Source organism: Comamonas thiooxydans (assembly GCF_000964545.1).
Classification (GTDB): domain Bacteria; phylum Pseudomonadota; class Gammaproteobacteria; order Burkholderiales; family Burkholderiaceae_C; genus Comamonas; species Comamonas thiooxydans.
Genome location: NZ_BBVD01000005.1, coordinates 347,845 through 365,849, shown reverse-complemented (window position 1 = coordinate 365,849; position 18,005 = coordinate 347,845). Strand labels below are relative to the sequence as shown.

Genomic DNA, 18,005 nt, shown 5'->3' with positions numbered 1-18,005 from the left:
GACGCGGTGCAATTGCAGCACAAAACACAAGGAGACACCATGCTTACACCTTCAATAGGAGGGCCGGCCCTCAGCCGCCGCAAGGCACTTATTACCCTGGCTGCCACAGCCACGACGGGCCCCCTCGGGCTTTCGGCATTCGCGAATACGCAGGCTCCTGTGCGGCTGGTTGTGCCATTCACACCAGGCACAGGTATCGATCTGATTGCTCGAGTCATCGGTCCCAAGCTCTCGGAGCGCTTTCAGCGCCCCTTCATCGTGGACAACAAGCCTGGGGCCTCGGGCAACATCGGTACCCTGGAGGTGGTCCGGTCCACTCCCGACGGAACGACTTTGCTTGTCACCGTGAACACATTGGTCATGAATACCGAGCTATACCCCAAGATGGGATATAGCCCGGTTCGTGATCTCAGCGCCATCAGCCAGACCAGCGTAGGTCAATTGGTGCTGGTCACGGGCTCTCAATCCCGGATCACGGATCTGAAGGAGCTCATCAGCTATGCACAGAAAAATCCGGGCATGCTGAACTATGGCTCGCCCGGTGCCGGAACCCCCCATCACCTGGCAACAGAGCTGCTCAAGAGCAAAGCCAGGATATCGCTCACACATGTCAGCTATCGCGGCACGGCCCCGGCCTTGACGGACTTGCTGGGCGGGCAGATTGATCTGATGTTTCTCCCTATCCACGTTGCTTTGCAGCATATCAAGGCAGGCAAGCTTCGCGCGCTTGCGATCAGTTCAGACACGCCATCCCCGCTGCTGCCTCAGGCGCCCTCGCTGAGGAGTCTGAACCTGGGCGATATGAATGTGGACATGTGGTATGGCTTGTTGGGGCCCAAAGGCCTGTCTCCCGAGTTTGTGCGCAGCATCAACGAAGCCCTGAAGAGCATTCTTGCTCAGCCTGAAGTTGCCAAAGCATTTGAGTCCCAGGGCATGACACCCCAGCACAGCACTCCCCAGGCCTTCCAAACCTTGATCGAAGCCGATGCCAAGCGCTGGGGCAATCTCATCAAGACCCAGGGCATTACTGCCGAATAAGCCAGCCATAACAAGAAGATCAAATGAATATGCAAGTCAATCAGACACAAGCGCCAGACAAGGATGCAGATGTAATCATCGTGGGCGGCGGCCCCGTGGGCATGGGGCTGGCTATAGAGCTGGGTCAGCGCGGTATCCGCTGTATCGTCGTGGAGCGCTACGCCAAGCCGCAACCGATTCCCAAGGGGCAGAACCTGACCCAGCGCACCATGGAGCATTTCCACGCCTGGGGTGCGGAAAAGGAGCTTCGCGCAGCTCGTACCATCCCGCCCGAATACGGCATAGGAGGCCTGACGGCCTACAACACATTGCTGGGGTCTTATTCTTACGACTGGCTTCAGCGCGATCTCGTCAAGCCTTATTACTTCACGGCGAACGAGCGCCTGCCTCAGTACGCCACGGAAGCGGTTCTGCGGGATAGAGCCGCCGAGCTGCCCTCTGTTGAGACCTTTTATGGCTGGAATTTCGATAGCTTGCGGCAGGACGGCGAGGGTGTCAGCGTCACGGTGTCCGAAAAGAACGGATCGGATAGCAAGACGCTGCGGGCAAGTTATGTCGTGGGCTGTGATGGAGCACGCTCTGGCGTCCGGCAGCAAGCGGGCATCACCCAGACCAAGACCGATCATGATCGCCTCATGGTACTGCTCGTATTCCGCTCACAGGGACTGCACAAGTTGCTTGAGCGCTTTCCCGGCAAGTCTTACTACAACGTGCTTCAGCCTGAACTCAAGGGCTACTGGAAGTTCTTCGGCCGCGTCGATCTGGGCAATACCTGGTTCTTCCATGCGCCAGTGCCACCGGGAACCACGGCAGACAACTTCGACTTCCAGGCGTATCTGGAAGATGCTGTCGGAGCATCTTTTGATGTCGAGTTCGAACATATTGGCTTCTGGGATCTACGCTTCATGCTTGCCGACAGCTATCGCTCAGGCCGGGTCTTTATCGCCGGGGATGCAGCGCACAGTCATCCACCCTATGGCGGCTATGGGGTGAACTCAGGCCTGGAAGACGCACGTAATCTCGGGTGGAAGCTGGCAGCCGTGCTGGAGGGCTGGGGCAGCGAAAAGCTGCTGGACTCCTATGACCAGGAGCGCCGTCCTGTATTCAGATCCACCATTGACGACTTTATTGCCAAGTCCATAGAGACCGATCACCAGTTTCTGGACAGCTTCGATCCAGAAAAGGATAGAAGTGCCTTTGAAGCAGCCTGGAGTCAGCGGGCAAATGGGGCCGCAGGTGAGGTTCATGCTTTCGAACCCAACTATGAAGGCTCTCCAATTGTGCGCAGTGCTCGGGAGTCGGCCATCGGCAATTGCAGCGCCAAGGGCTCACACATATTCACCGCACGTGCCGGTCACCACCTGGCTCCAGCCGCGCTCGACGATGGCCGGAATGCATTCGAGCATTTGGGGGAGGGCTACACGCTGTTGGCAGCCGATATGCCTGCGCAAACGCTTGAGACGTTTCGGTATGTTGCCGGCACCAGGCAGCTGCCTCTGACCATTGTTGAAACCGCAAAAACGGATGAGTTTGCGCGCTATGGGTCAGACTTGATACTGGTTCGTCCGGATGCATTTGTCGCTTGGACGAATAGCGAGAAATTCATATCGAACGAGGATGTGGAAAATCTGCTCAAGGCAGTCATCTGAAAGATCGAGAACAGCTCGATGCCCCCTCGCTTGAGTCGAGCCTGGGCTTGGGCGAGGGGCAGTCTGGCTACCAAGACTGGCTTCCCGGTAGCAGGCGGCAGCGCAATCATGGCTGCCGGCTTGCAATACGCTCGGAAGTGCCCGGCTAGAGCGGGCGAGGTTCAGACAATCAGCGCGCGAGTCAACAAATCCACTCCTGCCAGGAAGTCGCCGATGTCCATGGCTTCATGCGGATTGTGCGAGCCATTTTCGTTGCGAATGAAGACCATGGCCGACGGTACTCCTGCATTGGCAAATACTGCCGCATCGTGACCGGCACCGCTTGCCATGCGCTCCAGTTTGATGTCTTGCCCCGCTGCTTCCAGACGGTTCAGCCAATCGGCGTCCATGGTGGCCGGTTCCGTGAACAGGCGCTCGTCGAACTCGAAACGCACGCCGCGGGCGCGCTCTATGGCCTGGCACTCTTCGCGCATCAGGGTATAGAAGCGCTCCAGCGTCTGGGTGTCCTGGCTGCGTACCTCGAAGCTGAAGGCCACTTCGCCGGGAATGACGGAAACGGCATGCGATTGCGCCGAGGTGGAGCAGATGCCCGTGGTCATCACCATGTCCATGCCCATCTGCAGCAGCACGCGCCAGTGTTCGTCCATGCGTGACAGCAGCTCGGCAACCGCCAGCAATGCATCCTTGCGCAGCCAGCGCGGCACGGCGCCCGAGTGGCCGGTTTCGCCGATGCAGCGGATCAGGTTGTGACGGACGTTGCCGCGGATGCCTGTGACCAGGGCCACCGGCCAGCCGCGATTGACCATGACCGGCCCCTGCTCGATGTGCAACTCCAGATAGGCAGATATATTCGCGAGATCCAGCAGCGGCTCGGCGCGTTGAATGGCGTCGATATCGGCGCCGCAGCGCGACATGGCTTCGCTCAACACGCCTGCGCCATCGCGGTGAGGGCGTTTCAATGTGGCGGCGGGCAGCTTGCCCAGCAGGGACAGAGAGCCGAGGTAGGCCTTTCCGTACCAGGCGCTTTCCTCGCCGCGAAGGGCCAGAACGCGCAGTGGCGGAGCCTGTTCGTGGCGGCCGCGCAGCTGAAGCAGCATCAGCATGCCGGCGACAATGCCTGCCAGTCCGTCGAAGTTGCCGCCCTGCGGCACGGAATCGGCATGAGAGCCAACCACGACGTAGGGTTCCGTCCGGTTTTCCTCTGGCAGACTCAGCCACAGGTTGCCGGCTCGATCCCATTCATGGTTCAGGCCCAGATCTTCGGCCCGCTCCTCTAGTATGTGCAGCGCAGCAGTCTCGCCTTCGCCGTAGCTTTCGCGGGTGACGCCAAGGCCGTCGCGGGTGGCATCGCGAATTTCAGAGAGCAGGGCTTGCGCCAGTGCGCTGGTATCCGTCATGGTGTTGCAGGCCATCATGCTCCGCTACCTCCATGTCGGATGGACCAGTCCACAGGCGAGGCCGAGAAGTCCGCCAGCGTGGCTTTTTGCTCGGCACTGAGCTGTCCGCTCGCAAGCAGCGCTTCATGTAGCTGATTCCAGGTCGCCAGAGCATGCAGGGACAAGGCGTGATCGGCCAGGGTGCCTGCTTGGGGGGCATAGAGCGCATAGTCGAGCAGAACCAGCACGTCCTCGACCACGGGACCGGCGCGGCGCAGGGCGGCAACCGTCCCGGCCTTGGAGCGACCGTCTGTGGTGACGTCATCCACCAGCAGGACCTTGGCATCGGCAGGCAGGCGGCCTTCGAGCTGGGCTGTGATGTCCCAGCCGACAGGACGCTTGCGCAGATAGAGCATGGGCAGCTCAAGTCGCTCGGCCAGCCATGCCGCAAAGGCAATGCCCGAGCTTTCGGTTCCCACGATGGCATTGATGCCGCGGGCTGCAATCAGTGGCCGCATGCAGCGGGCTGCGATGTCCATGATTTCGCTGCGCAGAGCGACATCGGACATCAGGACCTGGGCATCCACATAGACCGGGCTGGCCCAGCCCGAGGTGTAGATGAACGGTTGATGCGAAGCAATGCGTACAGCGCCGAGGCCGACCAGGGCCTGGGCAACGCGTGGCGCGTCGGAAGCGGAAAGAAGCATGAGCGTGTATGTTGGCAAAGTGGGCATGTTAAGTAGGCAGGCTTGCGGCAAGAAGTGGCTAAAATTCCTCGAGCCGTTCCAAAACGTGATGGCTTGAGCTGCGCATCTGGGTGTTGAGCGCCGCGTCCTGTTTGAAATCCCTGGCTGCGCTTCTGTGCGCCTGCTTGTCATCGCCCCATGTCCGACTTCACTTCGCCGCGCAGCTTTCTGCGCCAGATAGACCTTTCATCGCTGGATCTGTTCGTGCTGATCTGCGAGCACGGCAGTATTGCGCGGGCGGCCGAGCAGGGCGGTATGGTCGCCTCGGCGGTCAGCAAGCGTGTTGCCGAACTGGAATCCCTGGCCCGCACTCCCTTGCTGCTGCGCCATGCCCGCGGGGTGCGCCCGACTCCTGCCGGAGAGTTGCTGCTCGCGCATGCGCGCACGATTCTTCTGGGTGTCGAACACCTGCGCGACGATCTTGGCGAATATGCGCGGGGCGTACGTGGGCTGGTGCGCCTCAGTGCCAATGCCTCCGCCGTGGAGCAGTTCTTGCCCGAAGATATTGCTGTCTTCGTGAAGCATCATCCCGATATCCGCATCGATCTGCGTCAGGCAACCAGTCGCTCGGTAGCGCGTGCCGTGCGCGATCACATGGCTGATCTGGGGGTCTGCAGTCCAAGCGACGAAGTCGAGGGCCTGGAGTCCATGCCGTACCGGCATGAACGCATGGTACTGATCATGCCCAATGACCACGCTCTGGCCCATCATCAGGAACTGGCCTATGAAGAAGCACTGGACTATGCCCAGATCGGTTTGCGCGACAGCAGCATCGTTCAGGAGGTGCTCAATCAGGAAGCCCGCGCCGGCCGACGAATGCTGCGCCAGCGCATCGAGGTCGACAGCCTGAGTGCCATGTGCCGAATGATCGAATGCGGGCTGGGTGTAGGCGTCATGCCCGAAGGCGCGTACCAGAGACTGGGCGAGGCTCGTGCTCTGCATGCGGTGCCGCTGACCGATGCCTGGGCAGAGCGCAGCCTCAAGCTGTATGCCAATAGCTTTGCCGACCTGCCTGCGCCGGCCAGACATTTTGCGCAGGCACTGATGCCGAAGGAGTGAGGTAGAGCGGATGGCATGACGCGATATGGGCGCTGCTTGCCTGCCTTTGCTGGAGTCACTTCAGCCGGTCGGCCGCTGTCTGCAATTGCGTGCCTGCAAAGCAATGGGCAAGTGACGCAGACAGCCTGCACGGCCCAAGCACCTCGGTTTGTGGATGACTCCTGAGCGAATCGCCGCCAGGTCTCAGCTTTTCTTGGCAGCCCACAGATGCTGCGCCCACATGCCGGCCAGCATGGCGGCGACAAACAGCCAGACTTGCGGTGCAAGGGTTGCCAGATTCATCAGCGCCGGGCCGGGGCAAAAACCTGCCAGTCCCCAGCCTATGCCAAACAGGGCTGAGCCTGTCAGCAGCTTGCGATCAATGGCGGTGCTGGTGGGCAGTTGCATGGGCTCGCCCAGCAAAGCGGTCTTGCGGCGCTTGGCCCAGGTGAAGGCAATCAAGCCTACGGCGATGGCTCCGCCCATGACGAAGCCCAGCGAAGGATCCCATCGACCGAAAAAATCCAGAAAGTTCTGCACCTTGGCGGGGTTGCCCATACCCGAAAGAATCAGACCCAGGCCAAACACCAGTCCGCAGAGCAAGGCTGCAATATTGATGATCATGATGTTCTCCTTGCTGACTCAAGCAATGACATGGCGCATCACGAACACGGTGATGGCGCCCGTGGCGATAAAGGTTGCCGTAGCGGCCAGAGAGCGCGGCGACAGGCGTGACAGACCGCACACGCCGTGGCCGCTGGTGCAGCCCGAGCTCATGCGTGTGCCGAAGCCCACCAGCAGGCCGGCGGCGATGATGATTGCCGGGCTGGAAGGCAGCTGCATGGCTGGCAGTGGGGCAAACAGCGACCAGACCAACGGCGCGGCAACCATGCCCAGGATGAATGCCAGGCGCCAGCCCCACTGCTTGACGGAAGACCAGGTCGGCAACTGCAGCAATGCACCGGTAATGCCGCTGATGCCGGCCACGCGACCCAGCAAGGCAATGAGCAGGGCAGCGGACAGACCGATCAGCAGGCCGCCGACCAGAGATGTCCAGGGTGTGAATTCACTCCATAAGATATTCATGCTGTCTCTCCTGATTGGCAGAACAATTGATACAAGGTTTGCATCAGCTGCAGGGCGCGGGCATCGGCCAACTGATACCAGATGAATTTGCCCTCGCGGCGGGTGGTGACCAGACCCTCACGCCGCAAAATGCCCAATTGCTGGGACAAGGTAGGCTGGGACACGCCTGTCAGTTGCTCCAACTCGCCCACGGTGCGCTCCTGCAGGGAGAGCTGGCACAGCAGCAGCAGTCGGTCTTCATTGCCCAGTAGCTTGAGCATGGCCACAGCTTCGCCTGCATGGGTTCGCATGGCATGCAAATCCAGCGTGGCCTGTGCTTCGTCAAAGGTTGATGAGCTCACTGTTTCACTTTTCAAAATATTTTCATATATTATATAAAAAAGTAAATTAATTGGTGTGCTTTGATGTTTCGGGTACATCGTTTTAGGAGTCACCATGTCCGCCAATGTGATGCATATCGAGCCGTTTTTTGATGCGGCTACCGGTACCGTGAGCTATGTTCTGGCCGATACGATCAGTGGTCAGGCGGCAGTGATTGACCCGGTGCTGGATTTCGAGCCCAAATCCGGCACCCTGAGCAGCCGCTCCGCAGACAAGCTGATTGACTATGTGCGAGCCAATGGCTGGCAGCTGCAGTGGATTCTGGAAACTCACGCTCATGCGGATCATCTTTCCGCGGCCCAGCATATTCGTCACCATCTGGGCGGCAAGGTGGCGATCGGTGCCCATATCCGCGATGTGCAGGCCGTGTTTCGCAAGATTTATCACTTCGAGCGCAGCTTCTTGCCTGACGGCAGCCAGTTCGACCATCTGGTGCAGGATGGCGAACGTCTGCCTCTGGGTCAGCTGGAGTTGCTGGCCATGCATGTGCCCGGCCATACTCCGGCCGATATGGCCTACCATGTGGAGGATGCCGTGTTTGTGGGCGATACTTTGTTCATGCCCGATGTGGGCACGGCACGTGCCGACTTTCCCGGCGGCGATGCGGCGACGCTCTATCGTTCGATTCGGCGCATTCTGGAACTACCTGGACAGACCCGCATTTGGGTCTGCCACGACTACCCGCCGGCTGGGCGCAAGCCGCAATGGCAGACCACGATACAGGCCCAGCGCGACAGCAACATCCATGTGCATGATGGCGTCAGCGAGGCGGAGTTTGTGCAGATGCGCACTGCACGCGACGCCACGCTGGATATGCCCACGCTGATTTTGCCTTCGGTGCAGGTCAATGTGCGTGCCGGCAAGCTGCCGCCTGCACAGGACGATGGCCGTACCTATATTCAGCTGCCCATCAATGCTTTTGCCAAGAATGGGCAGCTTCCGCAGGGTCTGCAGCAGTGATTAACGCGCTGTGCTGCTCTGACTGGCGCTGGCCGCGCGCGTGCTGTTCAGCTCATTGAGCTTGAGCTGCAGGCGCACCATGTGCTCGGCATAAACCAGCACTTCCTGCGTGGGCAGAGGCTTGGCAACACGCGCGGAATAGACCTTCAGTGCGCCTTGAGCCACCTCGGGGTCATCGCTGTCCGCATACCAGGCCCAGTCGGCGAGATGGGAGGCCAGCTCCGGATTGCTGTCTGTCAGCCCCACTGCACGCTGAATCACCGGCCTGGCACCGCCGGCTAGCTGCACGATTTCTTTGGCCTCATTGGCCAGGGGCGCCGGGCGCCAGTGCGATGGAATATCGTCCCACCAGCCGCTGTATTCGCTGACCACCATGCGGCCTATGTCCTTGGCCGAGACATAGAGCTCGCGCGCATCGCTGCGCTTGGCAAGCTCTGGCGGTAGCGCCACTTTTTCAATGACCTGATCGCGGCGTACTCCGCTGTTGAGGCCAGCCACCACTTGCTTGGAGATGCTATCCAGCATCTGGGCCTGGGCGGGAAGTCGGTCCTGAATTTCCTCGGGTTTGGTGATGGCCGGGCCATGGGCAGGCAGCAGCAGCTCGGGCTTGAGGGCTGCCATATCGCGCAGAGCCTGGGCCCATTCCTCGGGGTAGCGCTGGCGGCGCTTGCCGTTGCCGGCATTGGGCAAGAAGTCCTGAAAGTAGTCTGCACTGGCCACAATCTTGCGGCCCGGCACGGCAACCCAGATCTGGTCTTCGGTCTCACCGCGCGCATGGGTCAGCACAAAGTCCTCACCACCGATCCTGAGTGTGGTCTTGCTGTGGAAGGTCTGCGTGGGCCTAACTGCATCTGCCCAGGTGCGGGGCACATCGGCCGCGCCTTGCTGATTGTTGCGCGCAATCAGCCCGTTGCTGCGCATGTCCAGCTCCATCTGCGTGATGAAGCGCTGCTCGGTGACCACACGTGGCTTCTGGTCCATCAAGGCCCAGGCGCCAAAGGCATGGTCGGCATGGAAATGCGTGAGGATGACGGTGTGCAGCGGCTTGTTGCTGAGCTTCTTCAGCGTTTCTGCCAGCGCGGGACCGGCGGGTGCATAGCCGCTATCGACCAGTACCAGACCTTCATCGGTCTCAAACACCACCACATTGACGATGGGAAAGCGCAGCAGCCAGGTGCGCGGGGCCAGCTCTTGTACCTTGAGCTTGGCGCGTGCGTCGGCAATCGCGTTCTGGTTGGTGCGACTGTACATATTGTTGGCCACCGCGATGGACAGCTCGGCGCCAAAGCCTCCGCCTTCCTTGATGGATTGGACCATCTGGGGATTGGCCTTGTAGACCTGGGCCCGTGCTGCCATATAGGCCGGATTCTGGATGCCCGAGACAGCGCGATCATCCGGCTCGTGGGCTTGTGCAGTGCCCATGCCCAACTGGCTCAGTGCCAGCGCCATGCTCAGAACGCTCAAGGAATGTTGTGAGTGTTTTTTCATGAAGAGACCTCTTGCGACTATTCGGGCTTGATGGGTTGAACGGGCTCCAGAATCCAGGAGGGATCGAGCACCTCGGGCCAAGGCTGGTAGGCACGGGCCATCAGGTAAAACAGGTTTTCCTTGGGTGTCGGCAGCCAGTTGGCACGCTTTTCGGGGCCGGGGTCCGTGGGTTGCAGCCAGATGTCCAGACTGCCGTCGGCATTGAACTTCATGCCCTTGGTACGGTCGCCAATGGAGTAGCGGTTGATGGGGTTGTCCACCATGTACTGACCACCAGTCACGAACTCATAGAGAGAGATGGACCAGAAGGCATCGGCGGGCAGGCGACCTTGGGGCAGATGCAGGCGGTAAGCCTGTCCCTTGCCGAGAGCCTGATTGTTACCGTCCACACTGGCAGCGAAATAAGTGGCTTCTGCGGCCTCCAGGCCCAGGATGCCGCCCGACATGGCTGCCGACTGGGCACGCATGGCGTAGTTGCTGCCAAACCCGTCAGGCAGGCGATAAGGCGTCCAGCCGTTTCTGCGTCTAGGGTCTGCCGTCTTGCGGTCGGCATTCAGGCGATTCTTGAGCTCGTTTTTCTCGATCTCGGGGGCCAGTGCCAGCCAGCGCTGCTGCACGGGCTCTGGCAGCTTGTCCCAGCTGCAGGCCGCGCCACAGATGCCGACGCGGGCAAAGCGCTCAAGCAGCTTTTGTTCCGTGCCGGGAGGAGGGTTGCGCACCAGAGCCTCGTTGGCCACATCGACAAAGCGGCCCCAGTCCTGCGCTCGGGGCTTGAGACGCGGGCCGTCCTCGGTCGTTGGGAGCACCGGCGCTATGCGAAAGCCGTCCTGAACAGCATGGGCGGCCTTGAGGTCGTCTTCGCCGGTGACAAGCACCCGCAGATTCAGGTAGACATCGCGTGTGGGTGCTCTGACGATCTGATCCACCTGCGGAATCTTGCCGCTCCAGCGCGGGCCGACCAGGGCGACCTTGCGTGACTTTGTGCCCCCAATGCGCCTGCCCACGTAGGAGAAGGTATTGAGGTCTGCGCCAATCATGGCGATCACGTAGTAGCGGCCATGGGTTTCGGGCAGGGACAGCACCAGTGGAGATCTCTCCAGATCCAGCCAGGAGGTGGAGTAGAAGGTGTCTCGAATCGGGCCGTTGGCCCAGCGGTCCTTGGGCGTGGCCAGGTGGCGCGAGTGGCGGAAGTGGTTGAGCGTGGTGGCGGTGGGTGAGTCTTTGACCTCCAGGGCTTCATGCCGCATTTTCATGAATTCCTGATAGGGGTAGGCGTAGAGCATGGCCTCGCGGATCAGGCTGTCCAGAGCCTGGTCTTCGGTGGCTGCGGAAGTCTGGGCATGGGCATGGGCCATGCCCAGGCAAAGGCCCAATGCCGCAGCCGCCATGGCGCGCAGCCCGGCGCGGTTCAACTTTGACATGTGATTGAAATGGTGTGGTGGTGGTGATGACCGGGGCCGGTGGCTTTTTCGTCCCGGCCCGGGTCTCTCTGCGGCGAGCACCGCATGCAGCGCGTGTCAGCGGCGAATGGGAGAGCAGGCCGCTCAGGTGCCTGCGTTGCGCGTGGCTTCAGGGGTGAACATGGATGGGTTCATGTCTCCCTTGTTGAGCACGGGGCCCTTGGGGCGCTCCTGGAACATGTTGTAGGCCACGTAGCCGCCACCAATCAGGTCGTGGTAGAAGGCCGTGCCTGCATGCCAGGCGTTGGAGTCGAACGCGTAGTAGTAATTGATGAGGCCTTGCTGCCACAGATTGCCGCGTGCATCGTAGAAGTCGCTCATCACGGCGTGGCCGGTGTCTTCGTCAAGGAAAAGCACGCGCTTGCCATAGAGATGGCGATAGCCTTCCTTGAGCGTGGCTTCCAGCACCCAGACGCGGCGCAGTTCATAGCGCATGTAGTCGGGGTTGGCATGGCCGGGCTTGAGCAGATCGGCGTACTTCACGGTATTGGCGTGAATCTTGTACGCATTGGCGGGAATGTAGATTTCCTTCTTGCCCAGATTCTTCCAGTTGTAGCGCTCGGGCGAGCCATTGAAGAGACGGTCGGAGTCAATCGTCATCTTGGCGCCCACGCCGCCGCCCATGGGCTGGTCAAAGCCGTACTCGGGAATCTGGCGCACCCGGCGTGTACCCGGGTCATAGCTCCAGCCCAGACGCTTGTCCTTGCCGAAGTTGACCGGCTCACGGCTGACGCTGACCCCGCCTTTTTCGCGCTCGGGCAGCTTGACCGCATTCATGCCCTGGGCCATGGTGCCTTCCAGCGGCTTGCCGGCCTGCTCGGGGGAGTTCAGCAAGCTCATGCTGCGGTTGTCGGCGCGGCCGAAGACGGTGGAGCCATCCTGCATCACGTAGGCGTTGTCACGCAGTGTGTGTTCGGTGAACGAGCGCAGCGGAAACAGGTTGTTGAAGGCCAGCTCCATGCCGGTCTTGGGGAAGGGGAACGGTATGGCCCCCTTGACTGCGTTGTCGGCGCCCATTCCGTCGGCGCTGATCACGGCGTTCTGCGCATTGGCTTTGGCCGAGGCGCAAGCAAAGTCCGGATAGCGGAAGTCACGATGGCCCGGATACACGGGGATGCTGAAGGTCTTGGGATAGCGCGCGAACATGGCCTTCTGGCCTTCGGTCAGATTGGCGGCGTACTTGGCGACATTCTCGGCCGTGATGGAGAACAGGGGCTTTTCACTGGCATAAGGGTCCACAGGGTGCTGACCCGCATGCGGCGTGTACTGAATTCCAGGTGGTGTTCCCAGCCATTTGCCCGTGTATTCGGGCACGCCGCTGGCGGTGCCGGCCTTTTCGGCGCCGATACAGGTCAAGGACTTGCCCAGCTTTTCAATTTCTTCGGGGCTGCCTTTGGCGGCGGCTGCACCAGCCATGACGCTGGTCACGGTCAGCGCGATCAGGGCGCGGTAGCTCAGGTTGCTTTCCATCACGAATCCTCAAAGATGTATGTGTGCAGCATTTGCACTATCGATCTGCCCGCGAATCGGGCCAAGGTCTAGTCCAGGTCAGCTAGTCGCTGACTTGACGCCTGTCGATGAATTCATTGTTCAAGCGAGCTTTGCGGCTCACCATCGCTCGTTTGGACTAGCCCGTAAGGTCTATCGAAGTCACCTCAGAGACAGACTGCTGCTCCAGCTCTGCGCCGACTCGGGCAAGCAAGGGAAAACCTGTGGTGATTGACCTAGGGAAAACCAAGATGAAAATGCGCTTGAGGAATATCAGGCGTGATGCTTTTGAAAGCGAAAGGCCACCATGGGCCGGGCGGCGTAGGCCGTAAGGACTACCGGTGTCCCAAGGCTCAAGTGACGAAGTGCCTGCTTTGCTGCCGGGCGTTGCCCTTGCTTGGCTCAGTTGCCGGGCATGCCAAACAGGTCATGAGCATCCAGCAGGGCCCAGGCAATCTCGGGCTTGCGCTCCAGTCCCTTGCGGATCGCGGCGGGAATGCTCTGGCGCGTTTTGCGGCATAGGCCCGGCAGGTCGCCGAGATCGATCTGGATGCCGCGCATGGTGCGAACCTCGTTGTTGCCTGGGGTGATGCGTATCTCCAGGCCCAAGAGCGCGTGAATGCGCTGCTGCATATGCTCGAGATCAACCAGGCTGCTGATGCTCTCCAGGCGCTGCAGCAGCTTTTTCTCCTCTTCGCGCGTGAGCTGCAGAATGCGCAGATCCGCATCTGGCGTGCCAAGCAACTGCTCCCGTCGGCAGTCGCAGGTGCCGGGTGGGCATTCAACACGGATGGGCAGGTGGAGCGGCTGCATAGGGCGGCAGAGAAAACCAGAGGCAGATGCAAGCATGCTAAGGCCTGCAGTGCCGTGCCGCCAGTGGGGACAGGCCCGGGCAAGGCCGGCGTTTGATGGCTTGCTGGGGGCGCCATAAGTGAATTCACTTGTCCCAGTTGCTCTCAGGTTTGCCTAGACTCAGGCATTATTGAGGGTTACTACTAAAAGTAGGCTGGCTTGATCTGCCGGCATCTACCAGAACGAAGGCCTGCATTGCCCGCTGCCCGGCAGCGCTGCAGCTGGGATGGGATCAATCACTTTTTATAGCGTCAATCGCATTGTTCATGCGTGATTCGCGATATTTTTCATGATAGAAATTCGGGATTTATCCCTGACATACCAAGGCCCCAAGGGCCCGGTGCACGCCTTGCGTGGCATCAATCTGGAAATCGCTTCGGGCGAAGTATTCGGCATCATCGGCCGCTCCGGCGCGGGCAAAAGCTCGCTGGTGCGCTGCCTGAATCTGCTCAACCGCCCCACGGAAGGCAAGGTCATCGTCAACGGACGCGACCTCATGCAGCTGTCCGATGGCGAGCTGCGCGCTGCGCGCCGCGACATCGGCATGGTGTTCCAGCACTTCAATCTGCTGTCCTCGCGCACCGTGTATGACAACGTGGCACTGCCGCTGGAGCTGGCCGGTATTTCCAAGGACGAGATTTACCAGCGCGTGACGCCGCTGCTGGAGCTCGTGGGCCTGGATCATCTGGCCGATCGCTATCCGGCCCAGATTTCCGGCGGGCAGAAACAGCGCGTGGGCATTGCCCGGGCGCTGGCCAGCAACCCCAAGGTTCTGCTGAGCGACGAAGCCACGTCGGCACTGGACCCCGAAACCACGCGCTCCATTCTGGACCTGCTGCGCAAGGTCAATCGTGAGCTGGGCGTTACCGTGGTGCTGATCACCCACCAGATGCTGGTGATCAAGCAGATTGCCGACCGCGTGGCCGTGATCGACGGCGGCGAGATCGCCGAGCTGGGGCCTGTGATCGATGTCTTCACCCGGCCTCAGAAGGCGATCACCAAGAGCCTGATCGACGAAATCGTGCCGCAGCAACTGCCCGAGTCGGTGATGACGCGTGTGAACCAGCTGGCAGCACAGTTGCAGCCCGGCCAGCAAGGCCAGCTGTTGCGTCTTTCCTATGCGGGTGAGAGCGCCTATCAGCCCATTTTGTCGCACCTGATTCGCGAACTGGGTCTGGATCTATCGATTCTGCACGGCCAGATCGACGAGATCCAGGAGCAGACCTTTGGTTCGCTGGCGGTGTATGCCAGCGGCGAGGCCGCCAAGATTGACGCGGCCGTGGAGCACCTGCGTGCCAGCGGTGTGCAAGTGCAGATCGTGTCCAGCAAGGATTGAGAGCGATGTTTGAGAATTTTTCGGAAATGATGCTCCAGCTGCTGCTGGATTCCTTCTGGGAGACGCTGATCATGGTTGGCGTCTCGGGCCTGATCGGCGGTTTGATCGGTATTCCGCTGGGCGTTTTCCTGCGCCTGACCGACCATGGGGGCATCTTGCAGAACGGCCCGGCCAACAAGGTTGTCGGCTGGATCGTGAATGCGCTGCGCTCCACCCCCTTCATCATCTTGCTGGTGGCCATCATTCCGCTGACGCGTCTGATCACCGGCTCCTCCATCGGCACCTGGGCGGCCGTGGTGCCGTTGACGATTGCGGCGGCGCCTTTTGTGGCCCGTCTGGTGGAGACTGCCTTGCGTGAAGTCGATGGAGGCCTGATCGAAGCGGCCCAGTCCATGGGTGCGACCACCGGCCAGATCGTCTGGAAGGTGCTGCTGCCCGAGGCGCTGCCTGGCATCGTCGCGGGTCTGACCATCAGTTTCGTCAGCCTGACCGGCTACTCGGCCATGGCGGGTGCCATCGGCGGTGGTGGCCTGGGCGACCTGGGTATTCGCTACGGCTACCAGCGTTTCTTGCCCGACGTGATGCTGGTCGTGGTGATCATCCTGATCTTCTTTGTTCAAGCCATTCAAAGCCTGGGCGACTGGGCCGTGCGCCGTCTGAGCCATCGCTGAGCACTGGCGTACATTACAAAAAATTAAGAAAAGGGCTGCTACCTGGAAACAGGCGCCGCCCTAAAATGCAGGTTCAAGATTTTTTGAAAGGCCGCTCTTGCTCAAGGGCGGCCATGATTTTTTCTGGGTAGATAACAGCAAATGATGGATGGTTTGATTACCGGCCGACTGACCGGCATCCCCGAGAGTCGCGTAGACCGCAACCGCCGCCCCTATATGGTGGCCCGCATGCGAGCCAATGCCGGCGACGGCTCCTCGATTCCCGTGAATATCGTCGCTTTCGACAACGCACCCTGCGCCGTGCTGCGCAGTCTCTCCGAAGGAGATGCGATTGCCTTGCGTGGCAGCTTCACGCCCAAGGTCTGGATCGACAGGCAGGACGAGTCCCATGCTGTGCTCGACGTGGTGGCCCAGCAGGTGCTGGCAGCACCCACGATGTCCGATCTTTGACAGCCTGCGCATGCAGACAAGCCCGCCACCGTGAAGGAGCGGGCTTTTTTTGTGGGCGCTTGGGTTGCCGCATGCAAGCCGTTGCGGCTTGTATTGCCATTCTGTAGTTTGCATCTGAGCAATCTGTCTAAGAAACAGCGCTCCGGCACATGAAACTGACGCTACAGTCTTAGCCACTCTCAATCTTTGGCACAAGGAATCTGCATGTTGAACAAGCGCTCGCTTTTGCGCACCACATTGGCTGTGGCTGCGGCGGCCACCCTGGGTTTTGCCGCCCAGGCCCAGGACAAGACCATCAAGATCGGCGTGACCGCCGGCCCTCACGCGCAGATCATGGAGGTGGTCAAAAAGGTTGCTGCCAAGAACGGTCTGAACCTCAAGGTCATCGAGTTCGGCGACTATGTCCAGCCCAATGCGGCGCTGGCAGCCGGCGACCTGGATGCCAACAGCTACCAGCACCGCCCCTATCTGGATGCTCAGCTCAAGGATCGTGGCTACAAGATCAGCTGGGTGGCCGACACGGTGAATTTCCCTATCGGCATCTACTCCAAGAAGATCAAGGCTTTGTCCGAGCTCCCCACCGGCGCCAAGTTCGGCCTCCCCAACGACCCCACCAATGGCGGCCGCGCGCTGCTGCTGCTGCAGACCCAGGGTCTGATCAAGCTCAAGGAGGGTGCTGGCCTGAAGGCGACGCCCCTGGATGTGGTGTCCAACCCCAAGAAGCTCAAGTTCGTCGAGCTGGATGCGGCCCAGTTGCCACGTTCGCTGGACGATCTGGATGCCTCCACCGTCAACACCAACTTCGCGATCTCGGCTGGTCTGAACCCCAAGAAGGATGCGATTGCGCTGGAGTCGGCCAAGAACCCCTATGTGAACATCATGGTGGTGCGCGATGCCGACAAGAATCAGCCCTGGGTCGCCCAGCTGATCAAGTCCTATCACTCCGATGAGGTGCGCCAGTTCATCGACAAGGAATTCAAGGGATCGGTCTTCCCGGCGTTCTGATGACTACCTCCTGAGGCGCTTCGCGCCTTGCCCTGGCCGGGCGCCTCAAGGGAGACGATAGCCTCGCTGCGAAGCGGCGCCTGTTTGCTGTCTCTTCTTTGGGGTATGCCTTTTTTGAGGCATTGAACTAAGCGCTGCATTTGCAGTGCTTTTTTTTTTGCTCTTTATTGAATAGCTGCTAGCGCTCGCTGGTATTGGATACTAGGTAGAAAATACCTTCAAATCTATTGATGGATTGCGCTGATAGCTATCGTTTTTTTTTAGTTATTCCATTGCCTGAAACCACTCGCCCAGCGGCGCACGCGTGGTCTGGGTCTGGTTGACGGGGGCGGACTCGTCGGCCCAGCCCAGGGCCAGGCCGCAGACGATGTGCTTGTTCTCGGCCAGGCCCAGCACGCGGCGCACGGTGGCCGGGTACGAGGCCAGGGCACCGATGGCGCAACTGCCCAGGCCCATGGCGGCGGCGGCCAGTTGCAGGCCGTAGAGCGTCATGCCCAGATCCAGATAGCCGCCGGGGCCGTAATGGGCGTCGATGGTGACGACCAGCGCCACGGGTGCATCGAAGAAGCGGTAGTTGCGCGCAAACTGCGCTTCGCGCCCGGCGCGGTCGTCGCGCGCCACGCCCAGGGCGCCGTAAAGCGCCTGTGCCGAAGCCACCTGGCGCTTGCGCAGCTGCATGGGCATGGGGCGCGGAAAGTAGGCGTAGTCCTCGCATTCGGGCACCTGGCTTTCAACGTCCTGCAGCAGGGCGGCAGTCAGTTGCTCGCGCAGCTTGCCGCGTACTGCGATCAGCTGGCCTGGTTGCAGATTGCCGCCGCTGGGCGCCTGGCGCGCCGTCAACAGCAGCTGCTCCAGCAGCGCGTCAGGCACGGCATCGGGCAGAAAAGCACGTGTGGAGCGGCGCTGCTGCATCAGCGCCATGCCTGCCGGCAAGTCGAAGCCTTCAGATATTTTTACGACTGGACCTTTGCTGGACATGGG

General features: G+C 60.6%; 18 protein-coding genes. 8 read left to right on the top strand and 10 right to left on the bottom strand.

Annotated elements, in window-relative coordinates:
* The first annotated feature begins 39 nt into the window (after positions 1–39).
* Positions 40–1,038 (top strand): Bug family tripartite tricarboxylate transporter substrate binding protein, encoded by a 999-nt coding sequence (locus tag Cth01_RS09155; protein ID WP_034352220.1) that lies wholly within the window; start codon positions 40–42, stop codon positions 1,036–1,038.
* A 23-nt stretch (positions 1,039–1,061) separates the two neighbouring features.
* Entirely contained in the window at positions 1,062–2,687 is a 1,626-nt protein-coding gene (locus tag Cth01_RS09150) for an FAD-dependent monooxygenase (RefSeq protein WP_034392529.1), read from the top strand.
* 161 nt (positions 2,688–2,848) lie between these two features.
* Here the strand turns inward: Cth01_RS09150 and Cth01_RS09145 are convergent, their stop codons facing one another.
* Both Cth01_RS09145 and Cth01_RS09140 read right to left on the bottom strand, forming a co-directional pair.
* Entirely contained in the window at positions 2,849–4,102 is a 1,254-nt protein-coding gene (locus Cth01_RS09145) for a hydantoinase/carbamoylase family amidase (RefSeq protein WP_034379544.1), read from the bottom strand.
* Positions 4,099–4,770, bottom strand: a complete 672-nt coding sequence (locus Cth01_RS09140) for an orotate phosphoribosyltransferase (RefSeq protein WP_045839003.1) — start codon at positions 4,768–4,770, stop codon at positions 4,099–4,101. The genes Cth01_RS09145 and Cth01_RS09140 overlap by 4 nt, the downstream gene beginning before the upstream one ends.
* Before the next feature lie 177 nt (positions 4,771–4,947).
* On the opposite strand from Cth01_RS09140, the gene Cth01_RS09135 reads away from it, so the two are divergent.
* A complete protein-coding gene (locus tag Cth01_RS09135; RefSeq protein WP_003070090.1) occupies positions 4,948–5,868 on the top strand; it encodes a LysR family transcriptional regulator in 921 nt (306 codons plus the stop codon).
* Between the two features lie 183 nt (positions 5,869–6,051).
* Here Cth01_RS09135 and Cth01_RS09130 read toward each other — a convergent pair whose 3' ends face one another.
* The 3 genes from Cth01_RS09130 to Cth01_RS09120 are packed head-to-tail and all read right to left on the bottom strand — an operon-like array spanning position 6,052 to position 7,274.
* Positions 6,052–6,471 carry a YeeE/YedE family protein gene (locus Cth01_RS09130; RefSeq protein WP_034351985.1) on the bottom strand — a complete coding sequence of 140 codons (420 nt, stop codon included), beginning with the start codon at positions 6,469–6,471 and terminating at the stop codon, positions 6,052–6,054.
* Positions 6,472–6,489: 18 nt separating this feature from the next.
* Complete coding sequence (locus Cth01_RS09125) at positions 6,490–6,933, bottom strand: YeeE/YedE family protein (protein WP_034351988.1); 444 nt, start codon at positions 6,931–6,933, stop codon at positions 6,490–6,492.
* Positions 6,930–7,274 carry an ArsR/SmtB family transcription factor gene (locus Cth01_RS09120; protein ID WP_034351989.1) on the bottom strand — a complete coding sequence of 115 codons (345 nt, stop codon included), beginning with the start codon at positions 7,272–7,274 and terminating at the stop codon, positions 6,930–6,932. Before Cth01_RS09120 ends, Cth01_RS09125 begins: the two co-directional genes overlap by 4 nt.
* A 94-nt stretch (positions 7,275–7,368) precedes the next feature.
* On the opposite strand from Cth01_RS09120, the gene Cth01_RS09115 reads away from it, so the two are divergent.
* Complete coding sequence (locus tag Cth01_RS09115; RefSeq protein WP_034379547.1) at positions 7,369–8,274, top strand: MBL fold metallo-hydrolase; 906 nt, start codon at positions 7,369–7,371, stop codon at positions 8,272–8,274.
* On the opposite strand, the gene Cth01_RS09110 is transcribed toward Cth01_RS09115, so the two are convergent.
* The 4 genes from Cth01_RS09110 to Cth01_RS09095 form a co-directional block, all read right to left on the bottom strand.
* Positions 8,275–9,762, bottom strand: a complete 1,488-nt coding sequence (locus Cth01_RS09110) for an MBL fold metallo-hydrolase (protein WP_045839002.1) — start codon at positions 9,760–9,762, stop codon at positions 8,275–8,277.
* Between the two features lie 17 nt (positions 9,763–9,779).
* The gene (locus Cth01_RS09105; RefSeq protein WP_045839001.1) at positions 9,780–11,183 is read right to left on the bottom strand and encodes a DUF1254 domain-containing protein; all 1,404 of its coding nucleotides are present in this window, start codon (positions 11,181–11,183) and stop codon (positions 9,780–9,782) included.
* A 123-nt stretch (positions 11,184–11,306) separates the two neighbouring features.
* The gene (locus Cth01_RS09100) at positions 11,307–12,692 is read right to left on the bottom strand and encodes a DUF1329 domain-containing protein (protein ID WP_034351997.1); all 1,386 of its coding nucleotides are present in this window, start codon (positions 12,690–12,692) and stop codon (positions 11,307–11,309) included.
* A gap of 420 nt (positions 12,693–13,112) precedes the next feature.
* Positions 13,113–13,523: a hypothetical protein gene (locus Cth01_RS09095; protein ID WP_045839000.1), complete on the bottom strand. Its 411-nt coding sequence runs from the start codon at positions 13,521–13,523 to the stop codon at positions 13,113–13,115.
* A gap of 328 nt (positions 13,524–13,851) precedes the next feature.
* On the opposite strand from Cth01_RS09095, the gene Cth01_RS09090 reads away from it, so the two are divergent.
* From Cth01_RS09090 to Cth01_RS09075, 4 genes are all read left to right on the top strand, one after another.
* Positions 13,852–14,898, top strand: a complete 1,047-nt coding sequence (locus tag Cth01_RS09090; protein ID WP_003070063.1) for a methionine ABC transporter ATP-binding protein — start codon at positions 13,852–13,854, stop codon at positions 14,896–14,898.
* Positions 14,899–14,903: 5 nt separating this feature from the next.
* Complete coding sequence (locus Cth01_RS09085; protein ID WP_003070061.1) at positions 14,904–15,569, top strand: methionine ABC transporter permease; 666 nt, start codon at positions 14,904–14,906, stop codon at positions 15,567–15,569.
* A 141-nt stretch (positions 15,570–15,710) separates the two neighbouring features.
* Positions 15,711–16,019 (top strand): single stranded DNA-binding domain-containing protein, encoded by a 309-nt coding sequence (locus Cth01_RS09080; RefSeq protein WP_012838140.1) that lies wholly within the window; start codon positions 15,711–15,713, stop codon positions 16,017–16,019.
* Between the two features lie 204 nt (positions 16,020–16,223).
* Positions 16,224–17,024: a MetQ/NlpA family ABC transporter substrate-binding protein gene (locus Cth01_RS09075; RefSeq protein WP_012838141.1), complete on the top strand. Its 801-nt coding sequence runs from the start codon at positions 16,224–16,226 to the stop codon at positions 17,022–17,024.
* Positions 17,025–17,288: 264 nt separating this feature from the next.
* Here Cth01_RS09075 and Cth01_RS09070 read toward each other — a convergent pair whose 3' ends face one another.
* Positions 17,289–18,002 carry a nitroreductase gene (locus Cth01_RS09070; RefSeq protein ID WP_045838999.1) on the bottom strand — a complete coding sequence of 238 codons (714 nt, stop codon included), beginning with the start codon at positions 18,000–18,002 and terminating at the stop codon, positions 17,289–17,291.
* Between the last annotated feature and the right edge of the window lie 3 nt (positions 18,003–18,005).

Bases quoted from the DNA above. Each gene is read 5' to 3' on its own strand.
- Cth01_RS09125 (WP_034351988.1), bottom strand. From the start codon at position 6,933: ATGAATATCTTATGGAGTGAATTCACACCCTGGACATCTCTGGTCGGC.
- Cth01_RS09080 (WP_012838140.1), top strand. From the start codon at position 15,711: ATGATGGATGGTTTGATTACCGGCCGACTGACCGGCATCCCCGAGAGT.
- Cth01_RS09135 (WP_003070090.1), top strand. From the start codon at position 4,948: ATGTCCGACTTCACTTCGCCGCGCAGCTTTCTGCGCCAGATAGACCTT.
- Cth01_RS09095 (WP_045839000.1), bottom strand. From the start codon at position 13,523: ATGCAGCCGCTCCACCTGCCCATCCGTGTTGAATGCCCACCCGGCACC.
- Cth01_RS09145 (WP_034379544.1), bottom strand. From the start codon at position 4,102: ATGATGGCCTGCAACACCATGACGGATACCAGCGCACTGGCGCAAGCC.
- Cth01_RS09140 (WP_045839003.1), bottom strand. From the start codon at position 4,770: ATGCTTCTTTCCGCTTCCGACGCGCCACGCGTTGCCCAGGCCCTGGTC.
- Cth01_RS09155 (WP_034352220.1), top strand. From the start codon at position 40: ATGCTTACACCTTCAATAGGAGGGCCGGCCCTCAGCCGCCGCAAGGCA.
- Cth01_RS09100 (WP_034351997.1), bottom strand. From the start codon at position 12,692: ATGGAAAGCAACCTGAGCTACCGCGCCCTGATCGCGCTGACCGTGACC.
- Cth01_RS09070 (WP_045838999.1), bottom strand. From the start codon at position 18,002: ATGTCCAGCAAAGGTCCAGTCGTAAAAATATCTGAAGGCTTCGACTTG.
- Cth01_RS09105 (WP_045839001.1), bottom strand. From the start codon at position 11,183: ATGTCAAAGTTGAACCGCGCCGGGCTGCGCGCCATGGCGGCTGCGGCA.
- Cth01_RS09090 (WP_003070063.1), top strand. From the start codon at position 13,852: ATGATAGAAATTCGGGATTTATCCCTGACATACCAAGGCCCCAAGGGC.
- Cth01_RS09110 (WP_045839002.1), bottom strand. From the start codon at position 9,762: ATGAAAAAACACTCACAACATTCCTTGAGCGTTCTGAGCATGGCGCTG.
- Cth01_RS09150 (WP_034392529.1), top strand. From the start codon at position 1,062: ATGAATATGCAAGTCAATCAGACACAAGCGCCAGACAAGGATGCAGAT.
- Cth01_RS09130 (WP_034351985.1), bottom strand. From the start codon at position 6,471: ATGATCATCAATATTGCAGCCTTGCTCTGCGGACTGGTGTTTGGCCTG.
- Cth01_RS09075 (WP_012838141.1), top strand. From the start codon at position 16,224: ATGTTGAACAAGCGCTCGCTTTTGCGCACCACATTGGCTGTGGCTGCG.
- Cth01_RS09085 (WP_003070061.1), top strand. From the start codon at position 14,904: ATGTTTGAGAATTTTTCGGAAATGATGCTCCAGCTGCTGCTGGATTCC.
- Cth01_RS09115 (WP_034379547.1), top strand. From the start codon at position 7,369: ATGTCCGCCAATGTGATGCATATCGAGCCGTTTTTTGATGCGGCTACC.